The sequence below is a fragment of the Pseudomonas sp. DCA-1 genome, from assembly GCF_046523955.1.
Lineage (GTDB): Bacteria > Pseudomonadota > Gammaproteobacteria > Pseudomonadales > Pseudomonadaceae > Aquipseudomonas > Aquipseudomonas putida_Y.
This window is the reverse complement of the sequence record NZ_CP169881.1, coordinates 4,751,610-4,773,166: the sequence shown is the minus strand read 5'-3', so window position 1 is coordinate 4,773,166 and position 21,557 is coordinate 4,751,610. Positions and strand designations below refer to the sequence as shown.

Sequence of the window (21,557 nt, the reverse complement as noted above, 5' to 3'; positions counted from 1 at the left end):
ATTTGCGCTGAAGCGGCCAATGCCATGATTAAACAACGCACCCTGAAGAATACCATCCGTGCCACAGGTGTCGGTCTGCACTCCGGGGAGAAGGTTTACCTGACCCTCAAGCCTGCACCTGTTGACACCGGCATCGTCTTCCGCCGCGCCGACCTCGACCCTGTGGTCGAAATCCCTGCGCGTGCGGCCAACGTCGGCGAGACAACCATGTCGACGACGTTGGTCAACGGTGACGTCAAGGTCGATACGGTCGAGCACCTGCTCTCCGCCATGGCGGGCCTGGGCATCGATAACGCCTACGTCGAGCTCTCCGCCTCGGAAGTGCCGATCATGGATGGCAGCGCCGGTCCTTTTGTATTCCTGATTCAGTCTGCCGGCCTGGAAGAACAGGACGCAGCCAAGAAGTTCATCCGCATCCTGCGTGAGGTAACCGTGGAAGAGGGCGACAAGCGCGCCACGTTCCTGCCTTTCGAAGGTTTCAAGGTGAGCTTCGAGATCGATTTCGATCACCCGGTGCTTCGCAACCGGACCCAGAGCGCCAGCGTCGACTTTTCCAGCACCTCGTTCGTGAAGGAAGTCAGCCGCGCGCGTACTTTTGGCTTCATGCGTGACATCGAGTACCTGCGCAAGCACAACCTTGCGTTGGGTGGCAGTGTCGAGAACGCCATCGTGGTCGATGAGGACGGCGTGCTCAACGAAGACGGCCTTCGTTACGAAGACGAATTCGTCAAGCACAAGATCCTCGACGCCATCGGCGATCTGTACCTGCTGGGCAACAGCTTGATCGGCGAGTTCAAGGGCTTCAAGTCCGGCCACGCGCTGAACAACCAGCTGTTGCGCAAGCTGATTGCTGAAACCGATGCCTGGGAAGTGGTCACTTTCGAAGATGCCAGTACGGCACCGATCTCGTACATGCGCCCTGTTGCGGCCGTGTAAGTTCGAACACTCTCTAGTTCATTAAGGCCACCTTCGGGTGGCCTTTTTTATGGGTGCGCCAGGCATGGCGCGTTGCGCGTAGCGCAACCCGCTTGGTTGTGGTGGCCAAAGCGGGTGACTTGGAGGTGAAAGTCCTCTACACACCCGGCAAGGGGAAGTGTTAGCCAGAGGCAAGGGTGTCGTGGGCGACCGCGAATCTGAAGGAAGCCCGAGGCAAACTGCTGGCCTGACGAACAGGAAGCGGATAGAGGCGGCACAGCGGGGTGAGGCGGCCCAAATCGTCAAAGCCCAGTACTTGCACGGGACGCTGTGACGTAAATCCGACAGGCATAAGCAGGAAGGTCACGCGAATTACCCTGGGAGATCTGCACGTTTGCCACTGTGCTACCGAGCGTCGAGAGGCGACGGGACGAGCGTGCAGAAGTCAGCCGAGGCCGTAGTAAGTGGCGGTTAACCGCGCCACCAAGGGCCGAACAGGTTATGCCGCCAGTAGGCGTCACTGTCTCGTTGGTAGCCGTAATGCAGAAATTTCCTACAACGGAATCTGTCACTCCGAATCCCGGCCAGAAGCCGAGGGTGATGCCTGACAGTGCAAAGGTGCCGGCGGCGTCAGCGACGTGGACGAACGCGGAGCCGGACACGCTGATGGAGCGGGTGCTTGCACCGGCCAACCTCAGGCGTGCGTATCAACGCGTGGTTAGCAACAAGGGGGCTCCGGGTGCCGATGGCATGACGGTCGCTGACTTGGCGGGCTACGTGAAACAGTATTGGCCAACCCTCAAGGCCAGGTTGCTGGCCGGTGAATACCATCCCCAAGCAGTGCGAGCGGTTGAAATTCCCAAGCCGCAGGGCGGCACACGGCAACTGGGAATCCCCACCGTCGTGGATCGCCTGATCCAGCAAGCATTACAGCAACAACTCACGCTACTCTTCGATCCGCTGTTTTCGGACTACAGCTACGGTTTTCGTCCGGGCAAAAGCGCTCACCAAGCCGTTGAACTGGCCCGCTCCCATGTGGCGGCGGGGCATCGCTGGTGCGTGGAGCTTGATCTGGAAAAGTTCTTTGATCGGGTCAACCACGACATCCTGATGGCCTGCTTGCAGCGTCGCGTCGAAGACAAGCGAGTGCTTAGGCTCATCCGCCGCTACCTTGAAGCTGGGGCCATGTCGGGCGGTATCGTCAGCCAACGGCAAGAGGGGACACCGCAAGGCGGCCCACTCTCGCCGTTGCTGTCGAATATCCTTCTGGATGAGCTCGACCGCGAATTGGAACGGCGGGGTCATCGCTTCGTGCGCTACGCCGATGATGCGAACATTTATGTGCGCAGTCCTCGGGCGGGCGAGCGGGTGTTGGCCAGTATCGAGCGCTTCCTGTGCCATCGTTTGAAACTGACGGTGAACCGGAAGAAGAGCCAAGTAGCAGGGGCTTGGAAGTGTGACTACTTGGGTTACGGGATGAGCAGGCACCAGCAACCAAGGCTGCGTGTGGCAACGATGAGCCTGGGGCGCTTACGCGACCGACTCAGAATATTGCTACGCAGTGTAAGGGCCCGCAAAGTGGCGACTGTCATTGAGCGAATCAACCCTGTCCTGCGAGGCTGGGCTGGCTACTTCAAGCTCAGCCAGAGCAAACGCCCACTTGAGAAATTGGATGGTTGGGTCAGGCATAAACTTCGCTGCGTCATCTGGCGTCAATGGAAACGGCCCTCAACGAGGGCGCGCAACCTGATGCGCCTGGGCCTGAGCGAAGAACGTGCCTGTAAATCGGCCTTTAATGGCCGAGGCCCGTGGTGGAACTCGGGAGCATCTCATGTGAATCAGGCGCTACCGAAGAGGCTATGGGATAGGTTCGGACTGGTCTCGATACTGGATACGATAAACCGGCTTAGCCGTATAACCTGAACCGCCGTGTACGGAACCGTACGCACGGTGGTGTGAGAGGACGGCGGCTGTGAAGCCGCCTCCTACTCGATCTTGTCCTGAGCGTGGGCGGCCAAGCGTTCCAGTGCTGCGCGCAGTTTGGGGTCGGTAATGCCCTCGGCGGTGTCGCGCAGGCTCTCGGCCGCGCTGTTCGAAAGCTCGGCAGCATGCCCACCACGCTTGGCCGGCACCAGCGGCGGCTGCACTTTGTACAGGATGCGCCTGAGGTTGCCGAATGCTTCCATGGCCTGCAGTGCCGCCAGCAAACGCTTCTGCTGGTAGCGCAGGCGGGTTGCCCAATGGCCGTCGGTTACCACCAGCAACAAAGTGCCATCGCGCCAGGACGCCACATGGCAGTGCTCGCGGGCGGCCGGTTGCAACTGGCTTTCCAGCAGGCGCTGCAAATGCTCCAGGCGCTCGGCCTGGTTCAGCAGCAGGCGCAGCGGGCGCACCTGGCGCAACAGGGCGGAGGGCGGCTGGGCGGGGGAAGGTTTATAGGCCATGGGGGTACGCGTGAGGTGACGTGGGCACAGTCTAACATCTCCGTTGCCTGTGCCGGCCTCTTCGCGGGTGAACCCGCTCCTACCAGGGTTATCGATATCTTGTAGGAGCGGGTTCACCCGCGAAGAGGCCGGCACAGGCAGCCAAAGACAAGACTGGTTCTCGATAGCTTTCATGTTGCCAAGCCTTGAACTCAGTGAAAATGCCCCTATCTAAAACAGGCCCCTGCCAAAACGCTGTATCAGCATCGTGGAAAACCACCACTTTCCTCACCATCGTTTCCGGGTAGAATGCTCGTTCGCATGCGGCCTATGGGCTGCACGGGCGACTCATGGGGCCGCCCTCCATCCCTACGTGTGGAAGATCCTGCCGATATGTTTGCGCCTTTGTTAAAAAAACTTTTTGGAAGCAAGAACGAGCGTGAAGTCAAACGCATGCTCAAGACGGTGAGTATCGTCAATGCCTTCGAAGAGAAGATGGTGGCCCTCTCCGACGAGCAACTGCGGGGCAAGACCGTAGAGTTCAAGGAGCGCCTGGCCAAAGGCGAGACACTGGACCAATTGCTGCCCGAAGCCTTCGCCGTGGCCCGAGAGGCCGGTAAGCGCGTAATGGGCATGCGCCATTTCGATGTGCAGTTGATCGGCGGCATGACCCTGCACGAGGGTATGATCGCAGAAATGCGCACCGGTGAAGGCAAGACCTTGGTCGGTACCCTGGCCGTTTACCTCAATGCATTGTCCGGCAAGGGCGTGCACGTGGTCACCGTCAACGACTATCTGGCGCGCCGTGACGCCAACTGGATGCGCCCGCTGTACGAATTCCTCGGTCTGTCGGTCGGTATCGTCTCGGCCTTCCAGCCGCCGGAAGAAAAGCGCGCTGCCTATGCCGCCGACATCACCTACGGCACCAACAACGAATTCGGTTTCGACTACCTGCGCGACAACATGGCGTTCAGCCAGGACGAGAAGTTCCAGCGTGAACTGAACTTCGCCGTGATCGACGAAGTCGACTCCATCCTCATCGACGAAGCGCGTACCCCGCTGATCATTTCCGGTCAGGCCGAGGACAGCTCCAAGCTGTACATCGAGATCAACCGCCTGATCCCGCGCCTCACCCAGCACATCGAAGAGGTCGAAGGCCAGGTCACCCAGGAAGGCCACTTCACCATCGACGAGAAGAGTCGCCAGGTGGAATTGAACGAAGCCGGCCACCAGTTCATCGAAGAGATGCTGGCCCAGGCGGGCCTGCTCGCCGAAGGCGAGAGCCTGTACTCCGCGCACAACCTGGGCTTGCTGACACATGTCTACGCCGGTCTTCGTGCACACAAGTTGTTCCACCGCAACGTCGAGTACATCGTTCAGGACGGCCAGGTCCTGCTGATTGACGAACACACCGGCCGTACCATGCCAGGTCGTCGTCTCTCCGAGGGCCTGCACCAGGCCATCGAAGCAAAAGAGAACCTGAACATCCAGGCCGAGAGCCAGACCCTGGCTTCGACCACGTTCCAGAACTATTTCCGCCTGTACACCAAGCTGTCCGGCATGACCGGTACCGCCGACACCGAAGCGTTCGAGTTCCAGTCGATCTACGGCCTGAACGTGATGGTCATTCCGCCGAACAAGCCACTGGCGCGTAAGGACTACAACGACCTGGTGTACCTGACCGCTGACGAGAAATACGCCGCGATCATCGCCGACATCAAGGAAAGCATGAAGCTGGGCCGCCCGGTGCTGGTGGGTACCGCGACCATTGAAACTTCCGAGCACATGTCCAACCTCCTGAAAAAGGAAGGTATCGACCACAAGGTGCTCAACGCCAAGTATCACGAGAAGGAAGCCGAGATTATTGCGCAGGCAGGCGCGCCCGGTGCACTGACCATCGCCACCAACATGGCTGGCCGTGGTACCGATATCCTGCTGGGCGGTAACTGGGAAGCCGAAGTGGCTGCCCTGGAAAACCCGACCGCCGAGCAGATCGCCCAGATCAAGGCCGACTGGCAGAAGCGTCACCAGCAAGTGATCGAAACGGGTGGCCTGCATGTAATCGCTTCCGAGCGCCACGAATCGCGCCGTATCGACAACCAGCTGCGTGGCCGCTCCGGTCGTCAGGGCGACCCGGGCTCCAGCCGCTTCTACCTGTCGCTGGAAGACAGCCTGATGCGCATCTTCGCCTCTGACCGGGTGAAGAACTTCATGAAGGCACTGGGCATGCAGTCGGGCGAGGCCATCGAGCACCGCATGGTCACCAACGCTATCGAGAAAGCCCAACGCAAGGTCGAAGGCCGCAACTTCGACATTCGTAAGCAATTGCTCGAATATGACGACGTCGCCAACGAACAGCGCAAGGTGATCTACCACATGCGCAACAGCTTGCTGGCCGCCGAGAACATTGGTGACACCATCGTCGAATTCCGCAAGGAAGTACTGGACGCTACCATCAGCCAGCACATTCCGCCGCAGTCGCTGCCAGAGCAGTGGGACGTTGCCGGCCTGGAGGCTTCGCTGGCCAGCGATTTCGCCATCAAGTTGCCAATCCAGCAATGGCTCGACGAGGACGATCACCTCTACGAAGAGACCTTGCGCGAGAAGCTGCTGAGCGAGATCACCGCTGCCTACACCGAGAAGGAAGACCAGGCTGGTCTCGAAGCCCTGCGAACCTTCGAGAAGCAGATTCTGCTGCGCGTGCTGGACGACCTGTGGAAAGACCACCTGTCGACCATGGACCACCTGCGTCACGGTATTCACCTGCGTGGTTATGCGCAGAAGAACCCGAAGCAGGAGTACAAGCGCGAGTCGTTCAGCCTGTTCCAGGAACTGCTGGAGTCGATCAAGCGCGACACCATCCGTGTGCTGTCGCACGTACAGGTTCGCCGCGAAGACCCAGCCGAAGAAGAAGCCCGCCTGCGCCGCGAGGCCGAAGAGCTGGCTAGCCGCATGCAATTCCAGCACGCCGCTGTATCGGGCCTGGAAAGTGAGCAACTGAGCGAGGAGGGGGCCGAAGTAGCGGTAGCCTCGGCGCCAGTACGCAATGACCAGAAGCTGGGCCGCAACGAGCCGTGCTGGTGCGGCTCGGGCAAGAAGTTCAAGCATTGCCATGGTCAGATCGAGTGATCTGAACCGTACGTTGTACAAGCCTGGGGCCGCTTTGCGGCCCTTTCGCGACACAAGGCCGCTCCCACAGGTACCGCGCTCGTCCATCAACGGGCGCGATCCTTGTGGGAGCGGCCTTGTGTCGCGATGGGGCGCGAAGCGGCCCCTTTTTCGAAATCATCGTTTTTTCTAGGAGCGCTCTAATGGCTGTTGGTCTTGGTCCTTTGCCCACCCTGCACCCGGTTCCGGGTTTTGAACTCGGTATCGCTTCTGCCGGTATCAAGCGCCCGGGGCGCAAGGATGTGGTGGTCATGCGCTGTGCCGAAGGCTCCAGCGTGGCGGGTGTGTTCACCCTCAACGCCTTCTGCGCCGCGCCGGTGATCCTGTCCAAGCAGCGTGTACAGGGCACCGTGCGCTACCTGCTGACCAACACAGGTAACGCCAACGCCGGCACCGGCGCGCCGGGCCTGGCCGCCGCCGAGCGTACCTGCGCCAAGCTGGCCGAACTGGCTGGCGTACCGGCCGAGTCGGTACTGCCGTTTTCCACCGGCGTGATCGGTGAGCCGCTGCCGGTCGAGAAGATCGAAGGCGCGCTGCAGGCGGCGCTCGACAACCTGTCGGAAAACAACTGGGCTGAGGCCGCTACCGGCATCATGACCACCGACACCCTGCCCAAGGGGGCCAGCCGCCAGTTCCAGCACGATGGCGTGACCGTTACCGTCACGGGCATCAGCAAGGGGGCAGGCATGATCCGCCCGAACATGGCGACCATGCTGGGTTACATCGCCACCGACGCCAAGGTGGCGCCAAAGGTACTCAAGGACCTGATGCTCGACGGCGCCAACAAGTCGTTCAATCGCATCACTATCGATGGTGACACCTCGACCAACGATTGCTGCATGCTGATCGCTACCGGCAAGGCCGACCTGCCGGAAGTGACCGAAGCCAGCGGCGCGCTCTTCGAAGCGCTGAAAAAGGCCGTGTTCGAGGTGTGCATGGAAGTGGCCCAGGCCATCGTCCGTGACGGCGAAGGCGCGACCAAGTTCGTGACCGTGCAGGTCAACGGTGGTGGCAACCACCAGGAGTGCCTGGACGTCGGTTACGCCGTGGCCCACTCGCCGCTGATCAAGACCGCGCTGTTCGCCTCCGACCCGAATTGGGGCCGCATCCTCGCCGCGGTTGGCCGTGCCGGTGTGCCGGAACTGGATGTGAGCCTGATCGACGTTTACCTGGACAACGTTTGCATTGCGAGCCAAGGCGGCCGCAGCCCGAGCTATACCGAGGCGCAGGGTTCGGCAGTGATGGCCCAGGAAGAGATCACCATCCGTATCGAGCTGGGCCGTGGCCAGTGCAGCGAAACCATCTGGACGACCGACCTGTCCCACGAGTACGTGAAGATCAACGCCGAGTACCGTACCTGATCTACTGATCCGAAAGCCTCTTCGCGGGCACGCCCGCTCCCACAGGTGTTGCAATGCCTGCAGGAGCGGTGCGGTCCCTGTAGGAGCGGGCTTGCCCGCGAAAGGCCGCGCAGCGGCCTGCGGGTTTTGCAATACAAACCTGATGGAGCCGAACCATGAGCTATCACCTGATCATCGGCGACAAGCTGTACTCCTCCTGGTCGCTGCGTGGCGCCTTGGCCCTCGAGCTGGCTGGCATGCCCTACGAAGAAACCCTGATCAAGCTGAACCAGCCTGATACCCGCCAGCGCATCCTCGCTTTCTCCTCCACCGGCAAGGTACCGCTGCTCAAGACCGAGCACGGTGTGATCGCGGACTCGCTGGCCATTGCCGAATACCTCAACGAACGCCACCCCGAAGCCCAGATGTGGCCTGCCGATGTGGCGGCGCGAGCCCAGGCCCGTTCGGCCTGTGCGCAGATGCATAGCGGCTTTTTTGCCCTGCGCGGCGCCATGCCGTTCGACTTGTCGCGCGACCAGGCGCTGGACAACGTGCCGCTGGACGTGCAAATCGACATCGACCGTATCGTTGCGCTGTGGTCCGAATGCCGTCTGGTGGCCAAGGACAGCGGCCCGTTCCTGTTCGGCAAGGCAAGCCTGGCCGATGCCTTCTTTGCCCCGGTGGCCGTGCGCCTGCGCACCTACCGCGTAGAAGTCCCCGCTGAGGCGGCAGCCTACATCGAGACCATTTATCAGTGGCCAGCCTTCCAGGCATGGCAACAGGCAGGCCTGGAGGAGCGTGAAGCGTGAAACGGATTCATGTAGTAGCGGCCGTCATTCGCGGTGCTGATGGCCGTATTCTGATCGCACGTCGTGCCGATACCCAGCACCAGGGCGGCTTGTGGGAGTTTCCCGGTGGCAAGGTGGAGGAAGGCGAGAGCGTCGAAGCGGCGCTTGCCCGCGAGTTGCGCGAGGAGCTGGGCATTGAGGTAACCCGGTCGCGTGCGCTGATCAAGGTCAGCCATGACTACCCGGACAAGCAGGTGCTGCTGGATGTGCGCGAGGTCGAAGCGTTCACTGGCGAACCCCATGGTGCCGAAGGCCAGCCGCTGGAGTGGGTTGCCCCGCGCGATTTGCCGCAGTACGAATTCCCCGAGGCCAACAAGCCGATCGTCGCCGCTGCGCGCCTGCCGGACCAGTACCTGATCACCCCGGATGGCCTGGAGGTGCCGCAGCTGCTCAAGGGCATCCAGAAGGCGGTGGCCAACGGCATTCGCCTTATCCAGTTGCGTGCTCCGGACATGTACGACCCCAAGTACCGCGACGTGGCGGTGGATGCGGTCGGGCTGTGTGCGGGCAAGGCGCAGTTGATGCTTAAAGGGCCACTGGAATGGCTGGGTGATTTCCCAGCGGCAGGTTGGCACCTGACGGCCGCGCAACTGCGCAAGTACGCTGCCAGGGGCCGGCCGTTCCCCAAGGAACGCTGGTTGGCCGCGTCCTGCCACAGTGCCGAGGAGCTGGCGCTGGCTGAGCAGATGGGCGTGGACTTTGTCACCCTGTCGCCAGTGCAGGCAACCCAGACTCATCCGGATGCGGCGCCGCTGGGCTGGGATGAGGCGCAGCGCGTGATTGCCGGGTTCAACAAACCGGTGTATCTGCTGGGTGGGGTAGGTCCGAGTGAGCGCGAGCAGGCTTGGGAAGCGGGTGCACAGGGTGTGGCAGGCATCCGGGCGTTCTGGCCCGAGGTTTGAGTCCCCTGTAACAGGGGCCGCTGCGGGGCCCATTCGCGGGCTTGCCCGCTCCCACAGGAAACTCACAAGCTCCAAGCCTGCTCGAAACCTGTGGGAGCGGGCAAGCCCGCGAATGGGCTGCAAAGCAGCCCCAGAAGTATCAGCCTTGGGGTTTCTCGGCGGGCTGCCACAAAACCTCAGCCACCCCTTGGCGCCGCCCGATGATCCGCGCCGCCACGAACAATAGATCGGAAAGCCGGTTGATATATGTCATCCCAACGCCTTCCAGCGGCTCCATGGCATTCAACTGCTGGCACCGGCGCTCTGCACTGCGCGCCAGGCTGCGGCACACATGCGCCTGCGCCACCAGCGCCGAACCACTGGGCAGAATGAAGTTCTTCAGCGGCCCCAGCTCTTCGTTCCACACATCGATGGCCGCCTCCAGGCGTTCCACTTCCGCCAGGTTCAACGCCTGGTAACTGGGCATCGCCAGCTCGCCACCCAGGTCGAACAAGCGGTGCTGACACGGCGCCAGCACCTCGGTCACTTCATTCAGCCCGTGCTCGGCAAGCCCCGCCAGCAGCAACCCCAACTGGCTGTTCAGGCTGTCCACCTCGCCAATCGCTTCGATCCGCGGGTGGTCCTTGGGCACCCGACGGCCGTCGCCGAGGCCGGTTTCGCCTTTGTCGCCGGTGCGGGTATAGATCTTCGAAAGGCGGTAGCCCATGTCATTGCTCCGTTCTGGCCGGCACCGCCGCTGCCGGCTGGCTGAGGGGCAGGCGCAGGGTAAAGCAGGTGCCTTGGCCTGGCGTGGATTGCACTTCCATCTGCCCCTTGTGGTTGTTGGTGATGATGAAGTACGAGACTGACAGGCCCAGCCCGGTGCCCTGGCCGATTTCCTTGGTGGTGAAGAACGGCTCGAAGGTGCGCTTGCGCACTGCCTCGGGCATGCCGACGCCATTGTCCTCGACCTGGATTTCCGCCCACGGCGGGTTCAGCCGGGTGCGCAGTGTGATGCGCCCGGGCTCGCTGGGTTGCGGGCGCTGGTGGATGGCTTGGGCCGCATTCTTCAGCAAGTTGAGCAGTACTTGTTCCAGCTCGTTGGCGGTGCAGGGCACCGGCCCCAGGTTGGGGTCGAACTGGCGCACGATGGCTTGACCCTTGAAGTCGAAGCCGATGGCCAGGTCGAAGTCATTGCCGGCAATTTCAAGGGCCTGATCGATCAGTGCCGGCAGCTCACATGGCACCAGTTGGCGGTCGCTGCGGCGGCTGAAGCTGAGCATGTGGGTGACGATCTTCGCCGCCCGGGCTCCGGCCTGCTGAATGCCGTCGAGCAGTTGCGGCACCTCGCGGCTGTCCAGATAGCGGTTGATCGTGGCCAGGTCGATGCCCAGCTCTTCGGCCTGTTCCTGGTTGCGCGGCAGGTCGGACGACAGGCGCCGGCGAATGTTCTGCACGTTGTGCAGGATAGCGCCCAGCGGGTTGTTGATTTCATGCGCCATGCCGGCAGCCAGGCCACCGACCGAGAGCATTTTTTCCGACTGCACCATCATCTCTTCCAATGACAGACGCTGGGTGATGTCGTCGATACGAATGACCACGCCGCGCCCACCGCCGCCGGTCAGTGGGTAGAAGGTCAGGGCGTAGTGGCGTAGGTCGTCGCCCTTGGGCCAGGTTACCCGCTCGATCTTCGCCACTCGATGTTTTTCCACGGTCTCCTTCAGCTGCGGGAGGAACGGCTTCAGCGGTTCGAAAGCAATGAACACGGGCTGGTTAAGTGCCTCGTCCAGTGGCGTGCCGGAAAGCACCGTGGCTTCGTGGTTCCATTGGGTCACGTAAAGCTGTTCGTCGAGGGCAATCAGCGCCGAGGGCATCGAGTCGATGATGCTGTTGAGGTAGTTCTGGAAACCGGTGAGTTTTTTCTCGATCTTGCTGCGTACCTGCACTTCCAGTTCCAGCTTGCGGTTGGTGTGGCGGGTTTCCTCAGCAAGGCCCTGAGCCTGGTCGTAGGCGCTCTGGAATTCATCGCGGGCGCTCTTGAGCTGCTGCTCGCGGGCCTCGATGCGCGACAGCATGGTGTTGAAGGCCTCGGCCAGGCTGCCGATTTCATCGTCGTTGCCGCGCTGGGCGCGCAAGGCGTAGCTCTCTTCACGGGTAACCTGGCGGCTGAGTTCCTCAAGCTGGTTGATCGGTTGTGTGATCAGGCGCTTGATCTGCCGGGCGATGACGATCCATAGCAGGACACTGAATACCAGGATACCCAGGCTGGCGCTGAGTGTGCCGGTGTAGAAGGCCATGGGCAGTTCGCTGCTGGCTACCAGCAGCAAGTGTGCCGGTGGGTTGGCATCGCGGGGGATGCGGATCAACTGAGTGCTGCGAAACTCCATCAGGCGCCAGCCGTCGATGTTTCGAAAACGCTTGGGCAGGGCCAGCGGCTCACCATGCTGCAACTGCGCCAGCATCTGCCCATCGCCACCGTAGACGGCGGCGGCACGCAGCGGTGTGTAATTGTCCAGTTCCTTGAGCAGGGCACGGGCGGTGTCCGGGGTGTCGCCGGCGCGGGCTGCAAGCTGTGGATTGGCCACCAGCCGGCCGATGGTCTGCAACGCCTGCGGCGCCATGCTTTCCTGGGTAATCCAGTAGGCGGCGCTGATGAAGGTGAGGTTGGCCACCAGCAAGATGGTCACCAGCAGTACCAGCAGGGCCGCCAGTAGCTTCTGCCCGACCGGGAGGTTTTCCAGGCGTTGGCGCAAGGTCATGGGCAAGGCAATGTCCGTATCCGGTTGAAGGGCCGCGTCAGTCGCAGGGCAAACCACGCACGCGCAGGTTTTCGACCAAGCGCTGCAGCAGGTGTTCCAGCTGCGGCAGCTGCAGGCCATGACGTGTGGCCGCGCGGCAAGCATGGCCGAGCAGGTAGTGCAACTCGGTGCGCCGTCCTGCATGCACGTCCTGGTACATGGAAGAATAGTTGCCTGCGGTGGCGAGGATTACCCGCTGCACTTCTTCGTCCAGCCCCTCGGCTGCTTGCGGCTGGCCGCAACGGTGCAGCAGCCGGGCCAGCTCGACGCACAGGGCCTGAACTTCACCCAGGTGCCCCAGCAGCCCGCCATTCTGGCAATCGTGAAGCACGGTCAGCGGGTTGATGGCGCAATTGAGCGCCAGCTTGCGCCACAGGCGGGTGAGTATGTCCACTGTCCATTCAGCAGGGATACCGGCTTCGTGCAGGTCATCGAACCAGGCGGGGATCATGGGGTTACGTGGGTCGCCCAGCCAGTTGAAGCCATGGCCGGCAAAACGCACCTGCCAGTCCCCCTCGCGGAAGGCGCCTTCGGTGCTGGAGACGAAGATGCAGCGAGCGTGCGGCACAACGTCGGCGACTTCATCCTGGCTGCCCAGGCCATTCTGCAACAGCAGCACTTCCGCGCTCTCGGCCAGCCGCGGCGCTACACCGGCAATCGCCGGGGCTGCGTCATAGGCTTTGCAGGCCACCAGCAGGCGGTGGATCGGGCCTTGCGCCTGGGCGGTTTCGGCAGGTATGGCGTAGTGCCGTGTTTGCTCTTGCTCGACCAAGGTCAGGCCGCCAGCCTGCTGATAAGCCTGCAACCGTTGCCCGTCACGCAGGATCAGGCGCACAGCCTTGCCTGCGCGTGCCAGGCGGCAGGCCCACAGACTGCCCAGGCTACCGGCGCCGAGAATATGCCAGGTGCTGCTCATATGCGTTTCGCAACCCGTTATAATGAGCCCGCATTTTAACCTTCAAACCCAGCGCGCTCCATCTTCAGCCTGAGCGCGCTTTTATTTTGGGAGAACAACCATGCCTTCGTTCGACGTGGTATCGGAACTGGACAAGCACGAAGTGCAGAACGCGGTCGACAACGCCATCAAGGAACTGGACCGCCGCTACGACCTCAAGGGCAAAGGCACCTTCGAGTTCAAGGACAAAGAGCAGACCGTGATGCTCACCGCCGAGGAAGAGTTCCAGCTCGAGGCGATGCTGGAGATCCTGCGCCTGGCGCTGGTCAAGCGCAAGATCGACGTGAAGTGCCTGGAAACCAAGGACCCGTACGCCTCCGGCAAGGAAAAGAAACAGGAAGCCAAGTTCCGCGAAGGCATCGACAAGGACCTGGCGAAAAAGATCGTTGCCACCATCAAGGATGGCAAGTTGAAAGTACAGGCCGCCATCCAGGGTGAGCAGGTACGGGTAACCGGCAAGAAGCGTGACGACCTGCAGGAAGCCATTGCCCTGCTGCGCACCAAGGAATTCGACATGCCGCTGCAGTTCAACAACTTCCGCGACTGATGTGGGGTCGCCCGGAACCCCGATGGCCAAATGATGTCCATGGGGGCCGGGGTTGCGTAATAACACGCGCGGCCTGTTCTACCGTGTACTTGCCGCTCGGCATCAGGAGATGAATATGGATTTGAACGCTGAGGTCGATCAGCTCGTCCGCCAATCCCAGACGTGGATCCCTTTGATCATGGAATACGGCAGCCGTGTGCTGCTGGCACTGCTGACCCTGGCGGTTGGCTGGTGGATCATCAACAAGGTCAGCGCCCGCCTCGGCAAGCTGGTTGGCCTGCGCAACGCCGACCTGGCGCTGCAGGGCTTCATCAGCTCTCTGGCGAACATCGTGCTGAAGGTGCTGCTATTGGTCAGCGTGGCCTCGATGATCGGCATCGAGACCACCTCGTTCGTCGCAGCCATCGGTGCCGCAGGCCTGGCCATCGGCCTGGCCTTGCAGGGCAGCCTGGCGAACTTCGCCGGTGGTGTGCTGATTCTGATGTTCCGCCCGTTCCGTATCGGTGACTGGATCGAGGCGCAGGGCGTTGCCGGCACCGTCGACAGTATCCAGATCTTCCACACCGTGCTCCGCACCGCTGACAACAAGACAGTCATCATGCCCAATGGCAGCCTGTCCAACGGCATCATTACCAACACCAACCGCCAGCCGACGCGCAAGGTGGTGTTCGATGTGGGCGTTGACTACGAGGCCGACCTGCAGACTGCCCGCAATGTGTTGCTGGAGCTGGCGAAGGACCCACGTGTTCTGCAAGACCCGGCACCGCAGGCGGTCGTGTCGACGCTGGGCGACAGCTCGATCACCGTATCGCTGCGCTTGTGGACCAAGACCTCCGATTACTGGGACGTGATGTTCATGCTCAACGAGTATGCGCGTGACCGGTTGAAGGCCGAAGGGATCGACATTCCGTTTCCGCAGCGGGTTATTCGCGTGGTGCAGGAGACTGCAACGCAGTAATACCGCGTCAAAGCCGGGGCCGCAAAGCGGCCCCGACTTTTTTCCTGCCCTGATTACACTTGTTCACAGCAATTTCCGACCATTTCTGGCATATAGCCTGACCCCGCCTGCCACACCCGATACGCCATCATGAAACCACTGCTGTATATCACCCCTCTGCGCGCCTTGCTGTTCGGCCTGACGCTGGCCCTGTTCGAGCTACTGACCTACCTGGCCAGCGACGCGGTCATGCCGGCCATGCCGATTGTGGTCGGCGACCTCGACGCCAGCCCTGAGTACATTCCCCATGCCCTCAACCTTTACCTGCTGGGGGGCGTGGTACTGCAATGGCTGATCGGCCCGCTGGCCGACCGCTATGGACGGCGCCCGCTGCTGCTGGTCGGCTGCGCGTTCTTTGGCTTGGCGTGCCTGGCGACTTTCTGGGGCCAGGACATCGGCCTGTTCAACCTGTTGCGCCTGTTGCAGGGCATTGGCCTGGGTTTTGTGGTCACTGTCAGCTACCCGGCCCTGAACGAGGCTTTCAGCGAGGCTGATGCCGTACGCATGATGGCCCTGCTGGCCAACATCGCCTTGCTGTCGCCCCTGCTCGGGCCGCTGGTGGGCACCTTGCTGCTGCAATGGCTGGACTGGCGCTGGCTGTTCGTGGCGTTCGCCATCGGCGCAGTGCTGGCCTGGCTGCTGTTGTATCGCCTGATGCCGGAAACCCTGGGTGTGGAACGCCGTGACGGCTCGCGGCTGGCGTTCACGCCGATTCACCTGCTGCCACTGTTGGCGGGCTATGGCCAGTTGCTGGCCAACCGCCGCTTCGTTGCAGGGAGCGCCGCCCTTGGGTTGGTCGGTTTACCGCTGATTGGCTGGATCGGTCTGTCGCCGGTGCTGCTGATTCATGATGAGGGGTTGAGTACCCTGGAGTATGCGTTGTGGCAGTTGCCTGTGTTTGGCGGGTTGATCCTCGGTAACCTGATCATCAACCGTATTGCTGATCGCTACCCGCTGCCAGCCTTGGTGCGTGGTGCGCTCTGGCCATACCTGGCCGGCCTGTGCCTGATGGTGCTGGCGACCTGGTACTGGCCCAGCGTGACCAGTGTGGTGGCCGGCATGTCGCTGTACGCGCTGGGGTTAGGCGTGGCCAATGCGGTGCTGTACCGCATGACGCTGTTCTCCAGTGAACAGAGCAAGGGGCTGGTTTCGGCCATGCTGGGGATGATCACCATTGCCTTGCTTGGGCTCGGCGGGGCGCTGCTGGCGATGATTGGCGCTGGTGCCAGCTTGCTGCATTTTGCCCTGGCGGCGGGCGTAGCAGGGGCGTTGGCGCTGTGGCCGCTGTGGTTTGTGGTGGGTGGGCGGCCCGGGGAAGGGGCTGTAGCTCGATAATCGGTATTGCCTGTGCCGGCCTCTTCGCGGGTAAACCCGCTCCTACAAGGCGACGCGGCCCGGCCTCTGCGCGGGTAAACCCGCTCCTACAAGGCGACACGGCCCGGCCTCTGCGCGGGTAAACCCGCTCCTACAAGACGACGCGGCCCGGCCTCTTTGCGGGTAAACCCGCTCCTACAAGGCGACGCGGCCCGGCCTCTGCGCGGGTAAACCCGCTCCTACAAGGCGACGCGGCCCGGCCTCTTCGCGGGTAAACCCGCTCCTACAAGGCGACGCGGCCCGGCCTCTTCGCGGGCGAACCCGTTCCTACAAGGCGACGCGGCCCGGCCTCTTCGCGGGTAAACCCGCTCTTACAAGGCAACGCGGCCCGGCCTCTTCGCGGGTAAACCCGTTCCTACAAGGCGACGCGGCCCGGTGTAGGAGCGGGTTCACCCGCGAAGAGGCCTGCACAGGCAACACAAACCTTCAGGGCCGCTCAGCTGCGGAGTGTTCCTCCGCCACCGGGGTTCCCCGCCCGGCTTCCTGATGCCACTGCAGGGCGATCAGGATCAGCGTAGGCACACCCAGCAAAGCAGTGATCAGGAAGAAGTCGTGGTAGCCGAACTTCTCCACAATAACGCCCGAATACCCGCCGATCAGCCGCGGCAACAGCAGCATGATCGAACTGAGCAGTGCGTACTGGGTCGCCGAGAACTTCAGATTGGTCAGGCTTGACAGGTAGGCCACAAAGGCCGAAGTAGCCATGCCGGAGCTGAAGTTGTCCAGTGAGATGGTCACCACCAGCATTTCCAGGTTCGGACCCATGTCAGCCAGCATCAGGAACAGGATGTTGGTGCCGGCAGAGGCTACGCCGCCGATGAACAGGATGGGCATGATGCCGAAACGTACGATCAGCAGGCCCCCAACTCCGGCGCCGACCAGGGTCATGATCAGACCGAAGATCTTGCTGACGCTGGCAATCTGGTCCTTGGTGAAGCCCATGTCGATATAGAACACGTTGGCCATCACCCCCATCACCGTGTCCGACATGCGATAGGTGGCGATCAGGCCTAGCAGCAGCAGAGCCTGCCAGCGGTAGCGGGTGATGAAGTCGTTGATCGGGGTCAGCACGGGGGCCAGGCCGCGACGACCGAGGCTCGACAGGCAGGCCCAGGACAGCAGCACGTACAGGATCAGGCGCAGGAAGGCGCGGTCTTCCAGCAGCAGGTCGAGCGGCGTGGCATCACCGGAGATCACGCTGGACCAGCCGGTGTTGAACATCTGGGTGAAGCTGGCCGGTACCGAGACCAGCAGGATGATCAGCACGAACACCGAGGCCATCTGGTGCACCAGCCCGTAGCGCGCTGCCGACAACTGGGTGCGCATGGGCACTGGCGGTTCGCGCATGACCAAAGTGGTGAACAGGGCGGGCAGCATCATCACCCCGAACATCACATACGTGCCGGCCCACGCCTTGTGCAGGTAGCTGAAGCCGGTAGAGCCGAACCACTCGGCGAAGAACAGGGCACCGGCCGTGGCAAGCAAGGCAGCCACCCGGTAGCCGGCCATGTAGCTGGCAGCGAGCGCGGCCTGGCGCTGGTCGTCAGCGATTTCCAGGCGGTAGGCGTCGACAGCGATGTCCTGGGTAGCCGAGGCGAAGGCCACCAGTACGGCCATGGCAATCAGCCAGGAGAGGTGTTGTTGCGGGTCGCACAGGCTCATGCCGACCAGCCCGATCACCACCAGCGCTTGCGACAACAGCAGCCACGAGCGCCGGCGCCCGAGGCCGCCAAGCAACGGCAGGCGCCATTGGTCGAGCAGCGGTGACCAGACCCACTTGAAGGCGTAGGCCAAGCCAATCAGGCTGGCATAACCGATGGTTTCACGGGCAACGCCGGCTTCGCGCAACCATACCGACAGGGTCGAGAACACCAGCATGTACGGCAGGCCGGCGGCGAAACCGAGTAGCAAAAGTACCAAGGTTGACGGGCTGGCATAGGCAGCAAGCGCAGCGCGCCAGGTTTTACGGGGCATGGGCCAACATCTGCCTCAAGTTTTCGAAAACAAAGCGCGCACTCTAACCGCTGTGCTCCATTGGGCGCCAGCCATGGCGCGTCATATCCACACGATTGTTGCTTACATTCACACCTTCCCCGCGTAACCGCGCCCTTTGCTCATCGCCTGACGGGGTACCCAGCGCCAGGCTCAGCCGGCCACCCGCGCCGAGCACCCGATGCCAAGGCAGACGAGTGTCTGCAGGCAACTGCCCCAGAGTGCGCCCAACCCAGCGCGCCGCACGGCCAAGCCCAGCCAGCTCGGCCAGTTGGCCATAGCTCACCACCTTGCCAGGTGGTACTTGGCCAAGTACGGAATACAGCGCCGTTCGTCGGCCCTCGGCCGAATCAAGGGCGTGCTCATATCCATCAGACATCTCGCCCGCCTTGGGCTGCAGATGAAACCGGACCGGTGGTCCGGCAAATGAGAGTTGAACTCAACGGCATGCTCCCGGTCTGTCCTTGCTCTGGTCGTGGGTATCTGGATAATGCCCGGCTTTTCGTCAAATCGAACCTTAGTCCGCAAACAAAGCCTGTTTATGAATTCTAGATCCTTGTTGTGCCTTCTTGCTGTTTCCCTGTGCGCCTCTCCGGTGTTCGCCGACACTGTGTGGATGAAGAACGGTGACCGGCTGAGTGGCAAGATCAAGGTCTTCGACGGCGGCAAGCTGCTGCTGGAAACCCCTTATGGCGGGTCAATCGCCCTGGACTGGAAACAGGTCCAGACGCTGGAAAGCGATCAGGAGATGCTGGTCAAGCAGGACGCCTACAGCGGAGAGAAAGCCAAGTCGCTCAAGGCCGCCGAGCCAGGCAAGGTGACCTTGGCCAATGGCGATTCACCGAAGACGGTGGAGCTGGCCAGCATCGAGCAGATCATGAAGCCCAAGCCGTTGGTCGAGGATTTCGTGTGGAAAGGCAATGTCGACGTGGCGCTGGACTACAAGCGCGCCGAGAACGACACCGACGATTACGACGTGGGCTTCAAGACCACTGCCCGCCATGGCCGCTGGCGTCACAACGCCGAGGGTGAGTACAACCGCGAGACCAAGGACGACGTTACCACCACCGACAACTGGAGCGCCGAGTACGCTCTGGACCGCTTCATGACCGAGAAGTGGTTCTGGCAGGGGCGTGCGGAATACAAGCGCGATCACATCGAAGACCTGGCCCGCCAGCGCACCGTGGGTACCGGCCCGGGTTACCAGTTCTGGGACGATGAACTGGGCGCGTTCTCGCTGGGCTCACTGATCAACCGTACTGACTTCGAGTATCAGGACGGCGGCAAGGATAATTTCTATTCTGCGGCCGTGAAGTGGGATTACACCCGATACCTGATCGGCAAGAACGTGCAGCTGTTCACCAACGGCGAGTTCGCCAAGCCGCTGGGTGGCGTGGCCGACTACTCGCTGGATGCCGAGGTTGGCCTGCGCTACAAGGTCACCGAGTGGGCCTCGCTCAACCTCAAGGCGGAGAAGGATATCATCACCGGCACGCGTGAAAGTGACCTGGACAAGACACGCTATACCGCGGGCTTTGGCGTTACCTGGTAAGGCATCAGGATGCAGGTCAGTGGCACAGGCAGCTGATAATGCTTATCTTGTCCCCAACCCGTCCGCCAGGAGCTGCCTTCAAGTGAGTACCAACGCCATCCGCCCCGCCCGGGAACTGCTGCTCAAGGAATATCGAGGCGTGCTTTCGACCCATTCCAGGTCGATGCCTGGCTACCCCTTTGGTTCGGTCGTGCCGTACTGCCTGGACGCCCAGGGCAACCCGCTGATCCTGATCAGCCGCATTGCCCAGCACACCCACAACCTGCTGAAGGACCCCAAGTGTTCGCTGTTGGTGGGTGAGCGCGAGGCTGAGGATGTGCAGGCGGTAGGGCGCCTGACGGTGATGGCCGAAGCGCACAAGCTGGTCGACGAGGCCGTCATCGAGGCCGCCGCCGAACGCTATTACCGCTATTTCCCGGACGCGGCCAACTACCACAAGGCCCACGACTTCGATTTCTGGGTGCTGCAACCGGTGCGCCACCGCTACATCGGCGGCTTCGGTGCGATCCACTGGCTGGACCATGTGACCTTGGCCAACCCGTTCGCCGGCAAGGCCGAGGGGAGCATGATCGAACACATGAACAGCGATCACGCCAGTGCCATTGCCCACTACGTCGAATTGACCGGGTTGCCACGGCACGTACCGGCGCAGTTGGTCGGGGTAGACAGCGAAGGCATGCACCTGCGCATCGGCCAGGCCGTGCACTGGTTGCCTTTCCCCACTACTTGCAACACGCCGACACAAGTCCGCGAGGCCTTGGTTTTGCTGGCTCGCGCTGACAAATGGCCGGTTGTGATGCAAACCGAGGGTTGAAATCCGGAGCGCAGGCATCCATCTGAGGTCTTATTGGAAGGTTATCTTCCGTCGAGGAACCCTTGATGCGTGCTTTTCTACTGCTGTTTCTGATTTTTCCTGTGCTGGAGCTGTTCGTCTTCGTGAAGGTCAGCGCGGCAATCGGTTTCTTTCCGGCGTTGCTGCTGATCATCGCCGGCTCCGCCTTGGGCGTACTGGTCATGCGGGTGGCCGGCCTGGCGACTGCATTGCGCGCCCGTGAAAGCCTGCAGCGCGGTGAATTGCCCGCCGAGGACATGTTCCAGGGCATGATGCTGGCCGTGGGTGGTGGCCTGTTGCTGCTGCCCGGCTTCATCAGCGACGTGTTGGGGGTGCTGTGCCTGCTGCCGTTCACCCGTCGCCTGGCTGCGCGCAAGATGCGCGAGCGTGCCGAGGCCCAGGCCATGCGCCAGCGTGCATTCCAGGACGACCCCTTCCAGGCGCAGCCGCGTGATGGCGGCCACCGCCCGAACGTGATCGAAGGCGAGTACGAGCGCCGCGACAAGTAAAAAGGACCGGGGCCGCGCAAGCGGCCCCGGTTTTTTTTGGGTGCGCCAGGCATGGCGCGTTGCGCGTAGCGCAACCCGCTTGGTTGTGGTGGCCAAAGCGGGTGACTTGGAGGTGAAAGTCCTCTACACACCCGGCAAGGGGAAGTGTTAGCCAGAGGCAAGGGTGTCGTGGGCGACCGCGAATCTGAAGGAAGCCCGAGGCAAACTGCTGGCCTGACGAACAGGAAGCGGATAGAGGCGGCACAGCGGGGTGAGGCGGCCCAAATCGTCAAAGCCCAGTACTTGCACGGGACGCTGTGACGTAAATCCGACAGGCATAAGCAGGAAGGTCACGCGAATTACCCTGGGAGATCTGCACGTTTGCCACTGTGCTACCGAGCGTCGAGAGGCGACGGGACGAGCGTGCAGAAGTCAGCCGAGGCCGTA

Annotated in this window: 18 protein-coding genes; 12 read left to right on the top strand and 6 right to left on the bottom strand. The window is 62.0% G+C overall.

Features of this window, described 5'->3' with window-relative positions:
* The first annotated feature begins 24 nt into the window (after positions 1-24).
* Both lpxC and ltrA read left to right on the top strand, forming a co-directional pair.
* The gene (gene lpxC, locus ACE4QZ_RS22470) at positions 25-936 is read left to right on the top strand and encodes a UDP-3-O-acyl-N-acetylglucosamine deacetylase (RefSeq protein ID WP_003251873.1); all 912 of its coding nucleotides are present in this window, start codon (positions 25-27) and stop codon (positions 934-936) included.
* Between the two features lie 480 nt (positions 937-1,416).
* Positions 1,417-2,838 carry a group II intron reverse transcriptase/maturase gene (ltrA, locus tag ACE4QZ_RS22465; RefSeq protein WP_024718247.1) on the top strand — a complete coding sequence of 474 codons (1,422 nt, stop codon included), beginning with the start codon at positions 1,417-1,419 and terminating at the stop codon, positions 2,836-2,838.
* Positions 2,839-2,900: 62 nt separating this feature from the next.
* Here the strand turns inward: ltrA and ACE4QZ_RS22460 are convergent, their stop codons facing one another.
* Positions 2,901-3,359 (bottom strand): DUF721 domain-containing protein, encoded by a 459-nt coding sequence (locus ACE4QZ_RS22460; protein WP_103463043.1) that lies wholly within the window; start codon positions 3,357-3,359, stop codon positions 2,901-2,903.
* A 372-nt stretch (positions 3,360-3,731) separates the two neighbouring features.
* On the opposite strand from ACE4QZ_RS22460, the gene secA reads away from it, so the two are divergent.
* The 4 genes from secA to ACE4QZ_RS22440 all read left to right on the top strand — a co-directional run bounded on the left by secA (position 3,732) and on the right by ACE4QZ_RS22440 (position 9,596).
* On the top strand, positions 3,732-6,467 hold the full coding sequence (gene secA / locus ACE4QZ_RS22455) for a preprotein translocase subunit SecA (RefSeq protein WP_021785813.1): 2,736 nt from the start codon (positions 3,732-3,734) through the stop codon (positions 6,465-6,467).
* 182 nt (positions 6,468-6,649) lie between these two features.
* Positions 6,650-7,867: a bifunctional glutamate N-acetyltransferase/amino-acid acetyltransferase ArgJ gene (argJ, locus tag ACE4QZ_RS22450; RefSeq protein WP_021785812.1), complete on the top strand. Its 1,218-nt coding sequence runs from the start codon at positions 6,650-6,652 to the stop codon at positions 7,865-7,867.
* 155 nt (positions 7,868-8,022) lie between these two features.
* Complete coding sequence (locus tag ACE4QZ_RS22445; RefSeq protein ID WP_021785811.1) at positions 8,023-8,655, top strand: glutathione S-transferase family protein; 633 nt, start codon at positions 8,023-8,025, stop codon at positions 8,653-8,655.
* Complete coding sequence (locus ACE4QZ_RS22440) at positions 8,652-9,596, top strand: Nudix family hydrolase (RefSeq protein ID WP_331245041.1); 945 nt, start codon at positions 8,652-8,654, stop codon at positions 9,594-9,596. Before ACE4QZ_RS22445 ends, ACE4QZ_RS22440 begins: the two co-directional genes overlap by 4 nt.
* Before the next feature lie 139 nt (positions 9,597-9,735).
* Here the strand turns inward: ACE4QZ_RS22440 and ACE4QZ_RS22435 are convergent, their stop codons facing one another.
* The 3 genes from ACE4QZ_RS22435 to ACE4QZ_RS22425 are packed head-to-tail and all read right to left on the bottom strand — an operon-like array spanning position 9,736 to position 13,289.
* Positions 9,736-10,302, bottom strand: a complete 567-nt coding sequence (locus tag ACE4QZ_RS22435; protein WP_021785809.1) for a cob(I)yrinic acid a,c-diamide adenosyltransferase — start codon at positions 10,300-10,302, stop codon at positions 9,736-9,738.
* A 1-nt stretch (position 10,303) separates the two neighbouring features.
* The gene (locus ACE4QZ_RS22430; RefSeq protein ID WP_021785808.1) at positions 10,304-12,334 is read right to left on the bottom strand and encodes an ATP-binding protein; all 2,031 of its coding nucleotides are present in this window, start codon (positions 12,332-12,334) and stop codon (positions 10,304-10,306) included.
* 37 nt (positions 12,335-12,371) lie between these two features.
* Entirely contained in the window at positions 12,372-13,289 is a 918-nt protein-coding gene (locus tag ACE4QZ_RS22425) for a putative 2-dehydropantoate 2-reductase (protein ID WP_021785807.1), read from the bottom strand.
* A 100-nt stretch (positions 13,290-13,389) separates the two neighbouring features.
* On the opposite strand from ACE4QZ_RS22425, the gene ACE4QZ_RS22420 reads away from it, so the two are divergent.
* The 3 genes from ACE4QZ_RS22420 (at position 13,390) to ACE4QZ_RS22410 (ending at position 16,207) form a co-directional block, all read left to right on the top strand.
* Positions 13,390-13,875 carry a YajQ family cyclic di-GMP-binding protein gene (locus tag ACE4QZ_RS22420; RefSeq protein WP_003251890.1) on the top strand — a complete coding sequence of 162 codons (486 nt, stop codon included), beginning with the start codon at positions 13,390-13,392 and terminating at the stop codon, positions 13,873-13,875.
* A gap of 115 nt (positions 13,876-13,990) precedes the next feature.
* Positions 13,991-14,833: a mechanosensitive ion channel family protein gene (locus ACE4QZ_RS22415; protein WP_021785806.1), complete on the top strand. Its 843-nt coding sequence runs from the start codon at positions 13,991-13,993 to the stop codon at positions 14,831-14,833.
* 129 nt (positions 14,834-14,962) lie between these two features.
* Entirely contained in the window at positions 14,963-16,207 is a 1,245-nt protein-coding gene (locus ACE4QZ_RS22410; protein WP_410480189.1) for an MFS transporter, read from the top strand.
* Positions 16,208-16,672: 465 nt separating this feature from the next.
* On the opposite strand, the gene ACE4QZ_RS22405 is transcribed toward ACE4QZ_RS22410, so the two are convergent.
* Both ACE4QZ_RS22405 and ACE4QZ_RS22400 read right to left on the bottom strand, forming a co-directional pair.
* Positions 16,673-18,220, bottom strand: coding sequence for an AmpG family muropeptide MFS transporter (locus ACE4QZ_RS22405; protein ID WP_021785804.1), 1,548 nt, complete (start codon positions 18,218-18,220; stop codon positions 16,673-16,675).
* Between the two features lie 43 nt (positions 18,221-18,263).
* Entirely contained in the window at positions 18,264-18,617 is a 354-nt protein-coding gene (locus ACE4QZ_RS22400; RefSeq protein WP_014592266.1) for an MGMT family protein, read from the bottom strand.
* A 162-nt stretch (positions 18,618-18,779) separates the two neighbouring features.
* On the opposite strand from ACE4QZ_RS22400, the gene ACE4QZ_RS22395 reads away from it, so the two are divergent.
* The 3 genes from ACE4QZ_RS22395 to ACE4QZ_RS22385 all read left to right on the top strand — a co-directional run bounded on the left by ACE4QZ_RS22395 (position 18,780) and on the right by ACE4QZ_RS22385 (position 21,131).
* Positions 18,780-19,790, top strand: a complete 1,011-nt coding sequence (locus ACE4QZ_RS22395) for a DUF481 domain-containing protein (protein WP_021785803.1) — start codon at positions 18,780-18,782, stop codon at positions 19,788-19,790.
* Positions 19,791-19,872: 82 nt separating this feature from the next.
* Positions 19,873-20,604 carry a HugZ family protein gene (locus tag ACE4QZ_RS22390; RefSeq protein ID WP_028697492.1) on the top strand — a complete coding sequence of 244 codons (732 nt, stop codon included), beginning with the start codon at positions 19,873-19,875 and terminating at the stop codon, positions 20,602-20,604.
* A gap of 65 nt (positions 20,605-20,669) precedes the next feature.
* The gene (locus tag ACE4QZ_RS22385; protein ID WP_003251903.1) at positions 20,670-21,131 is read left to right on the top strand and encodes an FxsA family protein; all 462 of its coding nucleotides are present in this window, start codon (positions 20,670-20,672) and stop codon (positions 21,129-21,131) included.
* The last annotated feature ends 426 nt before the right edge of the window (positions 21,132-21,557 follow it).

What these genes read in the sequence shown, in the direction of transcription:
- lpxC (WP_003251873.1), top strand. Translation starts at nt 25, where the DNA reads ATGATTAAACAACGCACCCTGAAGAATACCATCCGTGCCACAGGTGTC.
- ltrA (WP_024718247.1), top strand. Translation starts at nt 1,417, where the DNA reads ATGCCGCCAGTAGGCGTCACTGTCTCGTTGGTAGCCGTAATGCAGAAA.
- ACE4QZ_RS22460 (WP_103463043.1), bottom strand. Translation starts at nt 3,359, where the DNA reads ATGGCCTATAAACCTTCCCCCGCCCAGCCGCCCTCCGCCCTGTTGCGC.
- secA (WP_021785813.1), top strand. Translation starts at nt 3,732, where the DNA reads ATGTTTGCGCCTTTGTTAAAAAAACTTTTTGGAAGCAAGAACGAGCGT.
- argJ (WP_021785812.1), top strand. Translation starts at nt 6,650, where the DNA reads ATGGCTGTTGGTCTTGGTCCTTTGCCCACCCTGCACCCGGTTCCGGGT.
- ACE4QZ_RS22445 (WP_021785811.1), top strand. Translation starts at nt 8,023, where the DNA reads ATGAGCTATCACCTGATCATCGGCGACAAGCTGTACTCCTCCTGGTCG.
- ACE4QZ_RS22435 (WP_021785809.1), bottom strand. Translation starts at nt 10,302, where the DNA reads ATGGGCTACCGCCTTTCGAAGATCTATACCCGCACCGGCGACAAAGGC.
- ACE4QZ_RS22430 (WP_021785808.1), bottom strand. Translation starts at nt 12,334, where the DNA reads ATGACCTTGCGCCAACGCCTGGAAAACCTCCCGGTCGGGCAGAAGCTA.
- ACE4QZ_RS22425 (WP_021785807.1), bottom strand. Translation starts at nt 13,289, where the DNA reads ATGAGCAGCACCTGGCATATTCTCGGCGCCGGTAGCCTGGGCAGTCTG.
- ACE4QZ_RS22420 (WP_003251890.1), top strand. Translation starts at nt 13,390, where the DNA reads ATGCCTTCGTTCGACGTGGTATCGGAACTGGACAAGCACGAAGTGCAG.
- ACE4QZ_RS22415 (WP_021785806.1), top strand. Translation starts at nt 13,991, where the DNA reads ATGGATTTGAACGCTGAGGTCGATCAGCTCGTCCGCCAATCCCAGACG.
- ACE4QZ_RS22410 (WP_410480189.1), top strand. Translation starts at nt 14,963, where the DNA reads ATGAAACCACTGCTGTATATCACCCCTCTGCGCGCCTTGCTGTTCGGC.
- ACE4QZ_RS22405 (WP_021785804.1), bottom strand. Translation starts at nt 18,220, where the DNA reads ATGCCCCGTAAAACCTGGCGCGCTGCGCTTGCTGCCTATGCCAGCCCG.
- ACE4QZ_RS22400 (WP_014592266.1), bottom strand. Translation starts at nt 18,617, where the DNA reads ATGTCTGATGGATATGAGCACGCCCTTGATTCGGCCGAGGGCCGACGA.
- ACE4QZ_RS22395 (WP_021785803.1), top strand. Translation starts at nt 18,780, where the DNA reads ATGAATTCTAGATCCTTGTTGTGCCTTCTTGCTGTTTCCCTGTGCGCC.
- ACE4QZ_RS22385 (WP_003251903.1), top strand. Translation starts at nt 20,670, where the DNA reads ATGCGTGCTTTTCTACTGCTGTTTCTGATTTTTCCTGTGCTGGAGCTG.